Source organism: Klebsiella sp. Ech2A (assembly GCF_030078455.1).
Classification (GTDB): Bacteria; Pseudomonadota; Gammaproteobacteria; order Enterobacterales; family Enterobacteriaceae; genus Klebsiella; species Klebsiella terrigena.
In genome coordinates, this window is record NZ_JAQGFU010000132.1 from 1 (window position 1) to 12,137 (window position 12,137).

Genomic DNA, 12,137 nt, shown 5'->3' on the forward strand with positions numbered 1-12,137 from the left:
CCCGGCCAGGGCGGTTATTCACGCCGTTGGGCCGATCTGGCACGGCGGCGATCGCCAGGAGGCTGAACTGCTGGCCGATGCCTATAAAAACAGCCTGCAGCTGGCGGCGGCGAATAGCTACCGCTCTATTGCCTTCCCGGCAATCAGCACCGGCGTGTACGGTTACCCTAAGCAGGCTGCGGCGGAGATAGCCGTGCGAACGGTGAACGCCTTTCTCACCCGCTACAATCCGCTGGAACGCGTCTGTTTTGTCTGTTTTGATGCCGAAACGGCTGAGATTTATCACCGCCTGCTGCAGGCACAATAGGCGCAGCGCAGCCGACGCTGCTGGCCAGGCAGGCGTCGACAATTATCAATGAAGGAGATCTGTTGGTGGCTGAGGGAAAGGTAGCGCAAAAGCAGCTCGTTCGTCGGGCGGAGATTGTTTCTGCGGCACAAGCATGTTTTGCTGCAAAAGGGCTCCACGGCGCGTCCGTTGCCGATATTGCCCGCGAGGCCGGGCTTAGCGTAGGGCAGCTGTACCGTATTTTTGCGAGCAAAGAGGCGATTATCGAGGCAATAGTCAGCGAAATTGTTCACGCCAGGGTGGAGGAGATGATTCGCGGCAATCACGACCTCGAGCGGATGGCGTCGCTGCTGGCTGGCGTCATACCGCCGTCGGCCGCCACGATAACCGACAATTATCTGCTGATGGAGATTAACGCCGAAGCCTCGAGAAACCCGCGCCTGCGCGAAATTTTACAGCAGGCCGACCGGCGCCTGAAAGAGGAGGGCGGGCGGCTTACCCGTCACTCTCATCCCGAGATGTCGGCGGCGCAGATCGATGCCGCCAGTGAACTGATTGCGGTATTAACCGAGGGCGCGGCGTATCGTCGCGAGCTGACCACCGCAGCGGAGGCCAATAAGCCAGCGATGGCCGCGCTCTATCGCGACCTGTTCCAGCTTCTGTTTGACAAAAAATAATCTTCGCTGGCCTGCTACGGGGCCGCGCGCCTGGCGCAGCCCCGGCGGGGCTATCCGTTGGCCGAAACCTGCGGCTTCGGCGTTTTAGTCTGGAATTTCCCCGAAAAGAGGAAGCGCAGCAGCGGGATCCGCAGATGAATTTCGTAGAGGATCACCGCAACGCCGACCACAAAAATCAGCCCGGCAATAAACCCTAAGGTGTTCGATTGGATGGCCGGAGCAATCCACGCGCCGTACAGTAGGGTGAGCGGGTGGTGCACCAGATAGATAAACAGCGAGGCATTCACAAAATAGGTCACCCGCGCCGACTGGAAGTTCAGCAGGCGGTGCCCAAGGGAAAACACCACGTTCACCATCCACAGTCCGAGCACCATGGTAATGACGTACTCGGTCTCAAACATCCACGCGTCCCCGGAGCCGTACTGTTGGTTCAGGCGGTAGGCGATAAAGCCCAGCAGGGCCCCGACGTAGCACCACGGCGACGGCCGGGTGAACAGCGCTTTCAGGCGCGGGTTGATAAAGGTCTGCGCGCCGAGAATAAAGAACGGCAGGTAGAACAAGGTCTGCATGACGATAAAATTAAACAGGCCGTTGCTGAGAATCGGCGGGTAGAGAATGAACAGCGTGCGGCGGATCAGCGCGTAGAGCACGCCGAGCGCGAGGAAAATCATCGACAGCTGAGACAATGTGACGGTGTCACCAAAGCTCGGGCCGCCTTCCGTGCGGCGTCCGGTGAGCCATTTGAACAGCACCACCCCGAGGGTGGTCAGCACGACCAGCACCAGTAAAAACCACAGATGCGAGATCAGCTCCCAGACGAGGGTGTTGAATTTGTCGTACCCTGAGAGCGCGTGCCAGCTATCGGCTTTACCGTTGACGTACTGCAGCATAATAAACTGCGGCAGGGTCAGCAGCGGAATAGCGGTTAACAGGGGGATGCCCACGCGCTCGACCCGCACTTTCCACCATTTTTTTAGCGGATAGCGAAGAAAAAGCATGTAGGAGAAGTACCCGGAGATGACAAAGAATACCTGCATGCGAAATGCGTGAATAAAATCGTTGAACAGCGTCAGCCACCACGAAGGTTCGGCGCTATTAACATGCCAGCTGTGGCTGGAATAGATAAGCGATATGTGAAAGGGTATCCCCAGCAACATTAACCATGCTCGGATGCTATCGAAGAAATATTCACGTTCTACTGGCGCGTTATTCATACAGTTTCACTACTTTCTCAGACAATTCGTCTTATCACTCAAGGTGATAACGTTTAAATTCTCAGCAACCCTACATCAACTCTGGATACCTGTCTCCAGGATAAGCACGCAAAGTGCAAAAGTGACAGAGAACTGTCCATTACCTGTACTGCTAAGCTGAACAATGCAGGGATTATGTTGTCGGATTGCCTGAATTTCCATTAAAATAGATCGGATCGATTTAAGCACACAAAGGGGGAAGTGCTTACTTATATGAAACATAAACCACAGATGATGAAAATGCGCTGGTTAAGCGCAGCCGTAATGTTGTCCCTGTGTACTTCATCTGCATGGGCGTTTAGCATTGATGACGTTGCAAAAGAGGCAAAATCGTTAGCCGGGAAGGGCTATGAAGCGCCGAAGAGCAACCTGCCCTCCGTTTTCCGTGACATGAAATACGCGGACTACCAGCAAATCCAGTTTAACCACGATAAAGCATACTGGAACAACCAGAAGACCCCGTTCAAACTTGAATTTTATCATCAGGGCATGTACTTCGACACGCCGGTCACTATCAATGAAGTGACTGCAAGTAGCGTGCATAAGATCAAATATAGCCCGGACTACTTCAATTTTGGCAGCGTCCAGCATGACAAAGACACGGTCAAAGACCTTGGCTTTGCCGGGTTTAAAGTGCTGTACCCGATCAATAGCAAAGATAAGAATGACGAAATCGTCAGCATGCTCGGAGCCAGCTATTTCCGCGTACTGGGCCAGGGCCAGGTTTACGGGCTCTCAGCTCGCGGCCTTGCTATCGATACCGCACTGCCTTCAGGCGAAGAGTTCCCGCGTTTTCGCGAGTTCTGGATCGAACGTCCAAAAGCGACCGACAAGCGTCTGACGATTTATGCTCTGCTCGATTCCCCGCGTGCAACCGGAGCATACCGTTTTGTCATTATGCCGGGTCGCGATACCGTGGTTGACGTGCAGTCTAAGGTGTACCTGCGCGATAAGGTCGGCAAGCTGGGCGTTGCACCGCTGACCAGCATGTTCCTGTTTGGACCGAATCAGCCCTCTCCGGCGACAAACTACCGTCCGGCGCTGCACGACTCTAACGGCCTCTCTATTCTCGCCGGCAACGGGGAGTGGATCTGGCGTCCGCTGAACAATCCGAAGCACCTGGCCGTCAGCAGCTACGCGATGGAAAATCCGCAGGGCTTTGGCCTGCTGCAGCGCGGACGTCAGTTCTCTCGCTTTGAAGATCTCGACGACCGCTACGATCTGCGCCCGAGCGCATGGATCACGCCGAAAGGCGACTGGGGTAAAGGTAAAATCGAACTGGTTGAGATTCCAACCAACGATGAAACTAACGATAACATCGTAGCCTACTGGACGCCGGATCAGCTGCCGGAGCCGGGTAAAGAGATGAACTTCAAATACTCTATTACCTTCAGCCGCGATGAAGACAAGCTGCACGCGCCGGATAACGCCTACGTGATGCAGACCCGTCGTTCCACCGGCGATGTGAAGCAGTCGAACCTGATTCGTCAGCCGGATGGCACTATCGCCTTCATCGTTGATTTCACCGGCGCTGAGATGAAAAAACTGCCGTCAGATACGCCGGTAACGGCGCAGGCGAGCATTGGCGATAACGCGGAGATCGTTGAGAACGCGGTGCGTTATAACCCGATCACCAAGGGCTGGCGTATGATTCTGCGCGTGAAAGTGAAAGATCCGAAGAAAACTACGGAAATGCGCGCTGCGCTGGTCAATGCCGACCAGACGCTGAGTGAAACCTGGAGCTATCAGCTGCCTGCTAATGAATAACATAACCAAGTACATTGACGCCTTACCGCTGTCGGGTGCAGAGAAGTCTGCGCTTCCTGATACCAGCCTGAAGGCGGTACATGAAGCGCTGGACGCCGATCGTCACGATTTTCCCCGCGAAGACGATTCCCCTCTGGGGTCGGTGAAAGCGCGGCTGGAGCATAGCTGGCCGGACGCGCTGGCGGGCGATCAGCTCATCAAAGATGATGAAGGTCGCACCCAGCTGCACGCCATGCCGAAGGCGAAGCGCTCCTCTATGTTCCCGGATCCGTGGCGGACCAACCCGGTAGGCCGCTTCTGGGATCGGCTGCGTGGACGCGATGTCACCCCGCGCTATCTTTCTCGTCTGACCAAAGAAGAGCAGGAAAACGAACAGAAATGGCGTACCGCCGGTACCATCCGTCGCTACACGCTGCTGCTGCTAACGCTGGCGCAGACCGTCGTTGCGACCTGGTACATGAAAACCATTCTGCCGTATCAGGGCTGGGCGTTAATCAACCCCGCCGACATGGTAGGGCAGAACCTGTGGGTTTCATTTATGCAGCTGCTGCCGTATATGCTGCAAACCGGCATTCTGATCCTCTTTGCGGTCCTCTTCTGCTGGGTATCAGCGGGATTCTGGACGGCGCTGATGGGCTTCCTGCAGCTGCTGATGGGGCGCGATAAGTACAGTATTTCCGCCTCCACCGTCGGCGACGAGCCGCTGAATCCGGCGCATCGGACGGCGCTTATCATGCCTATCTGTAACGAGGACGTCGATCGCGTATTCGCCGGTCTGCGTGCCACCTGGGAATCGGTGAAGGCGACGGGTCAGCAGCAGCACTTCGACGTTTACATCCTCAGCGACAGCTACAACCCGGATATCTGCGTAGCGGAGCAAAAGGCGTGGATGGAGCTGATTGCTGAAGTCCAGGGGGAAGGGCAGATTTTCTATCGCCGTCGTCGTCGTCGCGTTAAGCGTAAAAGCGGCAACATCGATGACTTCTGCCGTCGCTGGGGCAGCCAGTATAGCTACATGGTGGTGCTGGACGCCGACTCGGTGATGTCCGGCGAGTGCCTGACCGGCCTGGTGCGCCTGATGGAAGCGAACCCGAACGCCGGGATCATCCAGTCCTCGCCGCGCGCCTCCGGAATGGACACCCTCTACGCCCGCTGCCAGCAGTTCGCGACCCGCGTATACGGCCCGCTGTTTACCGCCGGTCTGCACTTCTGGCAGCTTGGTGAGTCGCACTACTGGGGTCATAACGCCATTATCCGCGTAAAACCGTTCATTGAGCACTGCGCGCTGGCGCCGCTGCCGGGTGAAGGCTCTTTCGCCGGATCGATTCTGTCGCACGACTTCGTGGAAGCCGCGCTGATGCGTCGCGCCGGCTGGGGCGTGTGGATTGCCTATGACCTGCCGGGCTCCTATGAGGAGCTGCCGCCGAACCTGCTGGATGAGCTGAAGCGTGACCGTCGCTGGTGCCACGGTAACCTGATGAACTTCCGCCTGTTCCTGGTTAAAGGTATGCACCCGGTGCACCGGGCGGTGTTCCTGACCGGCGTCATGTCCTATCTCTCCGCGCCGCTGTGGTTTATGTTCCTCGCCCTGTCGACCGCTCTGCAGGTAGTGCACGCGCTCACCGAGCCGCAGTACTTCCTGCAGCCGCGTCAGCTGTTCCCGGTCTGGCCGCAGTGGCGTCCGGAGCTGGCGATAGCCCTGTTTGCCTCAACCATGGTGCTGCTGTTCCTGCCGAAGCTGCTGAGCATCATTCTGGTGTGGTGCAAAGGGTCGAAAGAGTACGGCGGGTTTATCCGCGTGACCCTCTCTCTGCTGCTGGAGGTGCTGTTCTCCGTGCTGCTGGCGCCGGTACGTATGCTGTTCCACACCGTATTTGTGGTCAGCGCGTTCCTCGGCTGGGAAGTGGTCTGGAACTCGCCGCAGCGTGATGACGACTCCACCCCGTGGGGCGAAGCGTTTATGCGCCACGGTTCACAGCTGCTGCTGGGGCTGGTTTGGGCCGTCGGCATGGCGTGGCTGGATCTGCGCTTCCTGTTCTGGCTGGCGCCGATCGTCTTCTCGCTGATTCTGTCGCCGTTTGTGTCGGTGATCTCCAGCCGGGCGACCATTGGTCTGCGTACCAAACGCTGGAAGCTGTTCCTGATCCCGGAGGAGTACTCCCCGCCGCAGGTGCTGAAGGATACCGATGCCTACCTGACCCTGAACCGTCAGCGTTCGCTGGATGATGGCTTTATGCACGCCGTGTTTAACCCGTCGTTTAACGCGCTGGCAACGGCAATGGCTACCGCTCGTCACCGCCACGGTCGGATCCTCGATATCGCCCGTGAACGTCACGTTGAGCAGGCGCTGAACGAGACGCCGGATAAACTTAACCGCGACCGTCGTCTGGTGCTGTTAAGCGACCCGGTGACCCTGTCGCGCCTGCACTATCGCGTATGGGCCGCGCCGGAGAAATACTCTTCGTGGGTGGATGCCTATGGCAAGCTAGCGCTGAATCCGCTGGCGTTAAAAACGAAGTAGGCCGCACGTTAAGAAAAATACCGGCAATTTTGCCGGTATTTTTTTCTCCAGGAATTGAGGTTACAGATGAGAATTTTGCTGGTCATCGTCATGACCGTGGTACTCAGCGGCTGCGGCAGCATTATTAGCCGCACGGTGCCGGGACAGGGGCACGGCAATCAGTATTACCCCGGCGTCCAGTGGGACGTTCGCGACTCGCCGTGGCGCTATATCACCATCCTCGACCTGCCTTTTTCGCTGGTGTTCGACACGCTGCTGCTGCCGCTTGATGCGAGCCACGGCCCCTACAATTAGCTAGCGTTCGTCCCACTCATCGGCCGCCGTCTGACCCTCTTCCGTATCCAGAGAGGGTTCAAGCTGAAACTCACCCTCGTCCCATTCATGGAGCGTATTCTCTTCCAGCCACTCCTGGCGGAGCTCTATCTCGTCGTAGTCGCCGTCAAAAACGCTCTGCGCCGCTTCGCCGCTGAGCATCGGCAGGCACTCGCCTTCCCCCTCATCGTCGGCAAAGAACTCGGCCTGCCAGGCGATATCGCCATCCTGCAAGACGTACTTCTGGATATTCAGCTGCTCGACGCTGGCGCTCTCCTCGTCGCTATCCGGATTATTGGCCAGGTACTCTTCGCGGGCCGCATCGATAGCTTCTTCGAGCGTGGCATAGAAAACGGAATCCTTTGGCATGGCTAACCCCCTAAGAAGAATGAGAAATGGACACGATCCAATCTATAGAAGGCGGCGGGCGATGCGTCAAGGGCAAGGACGCTTTGCGGACTTAATTTACCGAACGATCGCCGGAGCCCCGGCCGCCAGAGGGTTCGCTGCTTCGCGGCTGACGTAAGGTGATGGTCGAGTAGATAGCGTTGAACAGCACCACGCAGGCGGTGACCAAAAAGACCGCCCGGAAGCCATAGTTGGCGGAGACGGAGGCGCCGATGAGCGGGCCGGTGACGTTGCCAATATCGCGAAACGACTGGTTATAGCTGAAGATGCGGCCCGCGACCTGGCTGGTGGAGTTGTACACCAGCAGCGTTTGCACCGCCGGCAGCAGCGCGCCGTCGGCGGCGCCGAGCAGGAAACGCAAAATGCCCAGCTGCAGCGGAGTCTGGACGAATGACATCGGAATAAGCAGCAGAACGGAGAGGATCAGCGCCACGATGAGGATTTTTTCCGGCCCGATCCGATCCCCCAGCCGGCCGAGACGCGGGGCGCTGATCAGGGCGGCAACGCCGGGCACGGAGGCGATCATTCCGCTGATAAACGCAATATTGCCGATGTCCCCGCTCAGATCCCGCACGTACAGCGTCAGGATCGGCGCAATCGACCCGGTCGCGACCTGGATAATCAGGGTGGTGACGAACAGGCTGAGCACCAGTTTTGGACTCTTCAGGGAGGAGAAGACGTCTCTGGCGCTAAGCATCTCTTTTTTCGCCACCGGCACAAACTGCTCGCGAATAAAGAACAGCGTCAGGAGGAAACAGATAAACAGGACGCTAGCGGTGAGAAAGAAGACCGGGCGCAGGCCCCACAGATCGGCGAGAAAACCGCCGGCCAGCGGGCCAAGCAGGGCGCCGCTGACCGCTCCGGTGGAGAGCGTTCCCAGCGCCCATCCGCTCTTCTGGCGCGGGATTTGGGTGGCGATAAGGGCGTTGGCGTTCGGTACAAACCCGCCTAATAATCCCAGCAGCGCGCGCAGCAGCAAAAATTGCCAGATATTTTGCGCCAGCCCCATCAGCACCATGACGATAGCCATGCCGAGTGCGGAACGAAGCAGCATGATTTTACGGCCTTTGCGGTCGGCAAGTCCGCCCCAGAACGGCGAGGCAACGGCAGAGAAAAGAAAGGTGATGCTGAAGACCAGCCCCGACCACATATTAAGGGCGGCGTGGCCGGTGACGCCGAGCTGTTCAACGTAAAGCGGAAGGAACGGCATCACGAGGCTGAACGCCGCACCGGTTAAAAAACAGCCGAACCAGGCGACGGTAAGATTGCGTTTCCAGTTAACAGGTAGATCGGCAGACGACATAGGATCCCACTGGCCTGCGCCGCAGGTCAAAAGTTGAAAATATGAGCCTGCTAATTATGCGCCTGGGAAATGGTTGTCGCAATGGGAGAGCGCGTTTAATGCTAAGGTCGTGGCCCCCGAACGGGGGCTTTGGGCGCAATAACGGCGGCTATTCGTAGCGCGAAGGAACGCCGGGCGGGCGCGATTTGAAGCGGCGATGCATCCACATATACTGCTCCGGCGCCATCAGAATGCACTTCTCGACGATGTGGTTCATCCACAGGGCGGTCGTCTGCGGGTCGTCCAGCGGCGGATCGCACTCCGGCGGCAGAATAATCAGCTCATAGCCCTTACCGTCGGGCTTACGCCGCGGCACGAAGGGAACGATGCAGGCTTTCGACATTTTTGCCAGCATCCAGGTGCCGGAGGTGGTGGCGGCCTGTTCGACGGCGAAAAACGGCACGAAGACGCTGGAGGCCGGGCCGTAGTCGTGATCCGGCGCGTACCAGATGACATCGCCTTTTTTCAGCGCCCGCACCATGCCCTTCAGGTCCTTACGGTCGATCATATCCTTGTTGGAGCGCAGTCGTCCCCACGTCTGCAGCCAGTCGATAACCGGATTATCATTCGGGCGATAGACGCCAATACCCGGCTCATTCATCCCGAACATGCGGGCGCCCATTTCGAGAGTGAGGAAGTGGATACCGATCAGCAGAATGCCGCGATTTTGCGCCTGTACGGCCCTGATATGTTCGACACCGATAGAATCGGTCCAGCGCGCAATGCGCTGCGCAGGCCAGAACCAGGCCATGCCGGTTTCCATCAGGCCCATGCCAACGGATTCAAAATTTTGTTTTATCAGCTGATGACGTTCCTGCTCGCTCTTCTCGGGAAAGCAGAGCTCCAGGTTACGGTAGGCAATTTTTGCGCGCCGGGTCATCAGGCGCATCGCGAGTCGACCGAGGGCGGTCCCCAGGCGATAAATCAGCGGATAGGGGAGCTGGACAACCAGCCACAGCAGGCCGATTCCTGGCCAAAGTAGCCAATAGCGCGGGTGCAGCAACGCCATGGAAAATTTAGGTAAATGGGTCATCTCATACCTGTTTAATTAAGCAACGCGTTCTATTATCGCATTTTTTTATGGTTCAGCCAAAACCAGCGGCCAGGTTGGCATTTATTGTTAAATCATAGCTAAGATTGCTGTAAAAAATGTAGCGTGAAATGTATGGATGTAAATTAATGCCTTTTACTATATGATGCCGGCCGTTTGTTTTACTCATTTTTATGTCGAGCAGGTACACCATGCCAGTGTTACATAACCGCATTTCAAATGAGACGTTAAAAGCGCAGATGTTGGCCGAGACCGAGCCGCGCACGACGATCTCTTTCTATAAGTACTTCACCATCGTTGACCCAAAAGCGACGCGCGACGCCCTGTGGATTGCGCTGACTAAGCTGAACGTGTTTGGCCGTATTTACCTGGCCCACGAAGGGATCAATGCGCAAATCAGCGTCCCGCAGAGCCGCGTTGAGGCCCTGCGTGAATATCTGTACGCCTTCAACCCGGCGCTGGAAGGGCTGCGCATGAACGTCGCCCTCGACGACGACGGGAAATCATTCTGGGTGCTGCGCCTGAAGGTGCGCGACCGAATTGTTGCCGACGGTATCGATGATGAGACCTTTGATGCCTCTGACGTCGGTGACTACCTGAAGGCGGCGGAAGTGAACGCGATGCTGGACGATCCCGATGCGATCTTTATCGATATGCGTAACCATTACGAATACGAAGTGGGGCATTTCGAGCAGGCGCTGGAAATTCCCGCCGACACCTTCCGCGATCAGCTGCCGAAGGCGGTTGAGATGATGCAGGAGCATAAAGATAAAAAAATCGTTATGTACTGTACCGGCGGCATCCGCTGCGAAAAAGCCAGCGCGTGGATGAAACATAACGGCTTCAGCAAGGTCTGGCACATTGAAGGCGGCATCATTGAGTACGCGCGTCGCGCGCGCGAGCAGGGTTTGCCGGTGCGTTTTATCGGTAAAAACTTTGTTTTTGATGAGCGCATGGGCGAGCGTATTTCTGACGATATCATCGCGCACTGCCATCAGTGCGGTGAGCCCTGCGATAGCCACACCAACTGCCTGAACGACGGGTGCCATCTGCTGTTTATTCAGTGTCCGAGCTGCGCGGAGAAGTTTGCCGGATGCTGCAGTGAATCCTGTATGGAAGAGCATAAGCTGCCGGAAGAGGAGCAGCGTCAGCTACGGGCCGGGCGTGAGAACGGGAATAAGATCTTCAATAAATCCCGCGGGCGTCTGAATACCAAGCTGGGGATCCCGGATCCTGAGACGTCAGAAAAACCATAGCCACACGAGGTCGATGATGGCCAGCAGCAGCCACAGAGCGAGATAGATCATAAAGTGCTCGCGGACGTTGTTGATCAGTAAGTCATACAGGCGACGCATAGGATCTCTCAGTGATAAACGGCCTCCGATGAGGCCGTTTTTTTATCAGTACGGTGGCGGTACCGCGGGTGGGCTATTATTGCTGAAAGCGGGCCAGCGAGAAGGGGGTCAGATCAAAGGCTGACGATTCTCCACGGGCAAACTGGACGGCGATTTCGCCCAAAACCGGCGCAAACTTAAAGCCATGACCGCTCAATCCACTGATGAGCAGGGTTTGCGGATGACCGGGGAGAGTATCGATAATGAAGTCCTCATCCGGCGTATTGTCATAGGTGCAGGATGCGCCGTGCAGGCAGCCGCCGATGCCGGGCAGGACGTTGCGCAGGAAACTGAACGATTCCGAACCGTCCGTTGCCACGCTGCCAAACGGCGTGCGCTCTTGTGCACTGGAGATAAGCTGTCCGCCGTTGTGCTTGCCTATCTTGAGTTCATTATCTTCCGCCGGGAAGCCGTAGAACTGGTCGCCGTTGGGCAGCTCGCCGGTAAACGCCGGGAAGTTATTTTTGCTGCTGTAGCGGCCATCGGCCTGGAACCAGGCAAAGATTTTACGCACCGGCTGAATCGGCAGCTCCGGCAGCAGGTGCGTCACCCAGGTACCGGCGCTGATCAGCAGCTTTTTCGCGCTGTACTGGCCGTCGGCGGTGTCGATAGTGACGCCGTCCTGGTGATGGTCGATAGCGGTGACCGGACAGTTGAACAGCTGCGCGCAGCCCGCTTCACGGGCCAGGCGAATCCAGGTTTCAATCGCCAGCTCGCTGCGCAGGACGCCTGATGCCGGCTCAAAAACCCCGCGATAGCCCTCAGGCACGCGAATCTCCGGCCAGCGGGCCATGATGGCCTGGGCGTCCATCTCTTCAACGTTGAGCGCAAATTCTCGAGCGCTGTTCATGACGTTGCTGAGAAACGCAGACTCCGCCGGGCCAAGATTGATAACCCCGGTACGCTCAAAAACGGCTTCACCGCTGAGGGTCGCCAGTTCATCCCACAGCTGCTGCGCCCGCAGCACCAGCGGGACATATTTTTCACCTTCACCATAGGCGTGGCGGATAAGACGCGTATTACCGTGATGACTGCCTTCCTGATGCGGAGGCTGGTGGGCGGCGACCATCAGAACGTTGGGTCCTGCGCGACGGGCGTAAAAGCCGGCGGGGGGGCCGGTTGGGCC

12 protein-coding genes are annotated in these 12,137 nt (G+C 57.4%); 6 read left to right on the forward strand and 6 right to left on the reverse strand.

Going from position 1 to position 12,137, the window contains the following annotated elements; genetic code table 11:
- Positions 1-307 (forward strand): macro domain-containing protein (locus PFH44_RS19440; RefSeq protein WP_283825863.1); only part of this gene is annotated, 307 nt, incomplete at its 5' end.
- A 65-nt stretch (positions 308-372) separates the two neighbouring features.
- The gene (locus PFH44_RS19445) at positions 373-963 is read left to right on the forward strand and encodes a TetR/AcrR family transcriptional regulator (protein WP_283825864.1); all 591 of its coding nucleotides are present in this window, start codon (positions 373-375) and stop codon (positions 961-963) included.
- Between the two features lie 50 nt (positions 964-1,013).
- On the opposite strand, the gene mdoC is transcribed toward PFH44_RS19445, so the two are convergent.
- Positions 1,014-2,177, reverse strand: a complete 1,164-nt coding sequence (gene mdoC, locus PFH44_RS19450) for a glucans biosynthesis protein MdoC (RefSeq protein WP_283825865.1) — start codon at positions 2,175-2,177, stop codon at positions 1,014-1,016.
- 252 nt (positions 2,178-2,429) lie between these two features.
- Here mdoC and mdoG point away from each other — a divergent pair, with 252 nt between their 5' ends.
- From mdoG to PFH44_RS19465, 3 genes are all read left to right on the forward strand, one after another.
- Positions 2,430-3,983 carry a glucans biosynthesis protein MdoG gene (gene mdoG / locus PFH44_RS19455; protein WP_045854822.1) on the forward strand — a complete coding sequence of 518 codons (1,554 nt, stop codon included), beginning with the start codon at positions 2,430-2,432 and terminating at the stop codon, positions 3,981-3,983.
- The gene (mdoH, locus tag PFH44_RS19460) at positions 3,976-6,504 is read left to right on the forward strand and encodes a glucans biosynthesis glucosyltransferase MdoH (protein WP_045854823.1); all 2,529 of its coding nucleotides are present in this window, start codon (positions 3,976-3,978) and stop codon (positions 6,502-6,504) included. Before mdoG ends, mdoH begins: the two co-directional genes overlap by 8 nt.
- A 66-nt stretch (positions 6,505-6,570) precedes the next feature.
- Complete coding sequence (locus PFH44_RS19465; RefSeq protein ID WP_041144943.1) at positions 6,571-6,798, forward strand: YceK/YidQ family lipoprotein; 228 nt, start codon at positions 6,571-6,573, stop codon at positions 6,796-6,798.
- On the opposite strand, the gene PFH44_RS19470 is transcribed toward PFH44_RS19465, so the two are convergent.
- The 3 genes from PFH44_RS19470 to PFH44_RS19480 form a co-directional block, all read right to left on the reverse strand.
- Positions 6,799-7,185, reverse strand: a complete 387-nt coding sequence (locus PFH44_RS19470; RefSeq protein ID WP_045854824.1) for a MysB family protein — start codon at positions 7,183-7,185, stop codon at positions 6,799-6,801.
- Between the two features lie 91 nt (positions 7,186-7,276).
- The gene (mdtG, locus tag PFH44_RS19475) at positions 7,277-8,527 is read right to left on the reverse strand and encodes a multidrug efflux MFS transporter MdtG (protein ID WP_283825866.1); all 1,251 of its coding nucleotides are present in this window, start codon (positions 8,525-8,527) and stop codon (positions 7,277-7,279) included.
- A gap of 148 nt (positions 8,528-8,675) precedes the next feature.
- Positions 8,676-9,599, reverse strand: coding sequence for a Kdo(2)-lipid IV(A) acyltransferase (locus tag PFH44_RS19480; protein WP_045854825.1), 924 nt, complete (start codon positions 9,597-9,599; stop codon positions 8,676-8,678).
- A gap of 209 nt (positions 9,600-9,808) precedes the next feature.
- On the opposite strand from PFH44_RS19480, the gene trhO reads away from it, so the two are divergent.
- Positions 9,809-10,873 carry an oxygen-dependent tRNA uridine(34) hydroxylase TrhO gene (gene trhO, locus PFH44_RS19485; RefSeq protein ID WP_045854826.1) on the forward strand — a complete coding sequence of 355 codons (1,065 nt, stop codon included), beginning with the start codon at positions 9,809-9,811 and terminating at the stop codon, positions 10,871-10,873.
- On the opposite strand, the gene PFH44_RS19490 is transcribed toward trhO, so the two are convergent.
- Together PFH44_RS19490 and solA are read right to left on the reverse strand one after the other, a co-directional pair.
- On the reverse strand, positions 10,859-10,972 hold the full coding sequence (locus PFH44_RS19490) for a DUF2770 family protein (RefSeq protein WP_071844905.1): 114 nt from the start codon (positions 10,970-10,972) through the stop codon (positions 10,859-10,861). The genes trhO and PFH44_RS19490 overlap by 15 nt on opposite strands.
- Positions 10,973-11,048: 76 nt before the next feature.
- On the reverse strand, positions 11,049-12,137 hold a 1,089-nt coding region (gene solA, locus PFH44_RS19495), incomplete at its 5' end, for an N-methyl-L-tryptophan oxidase (RefSeq protein WP_283825867.1).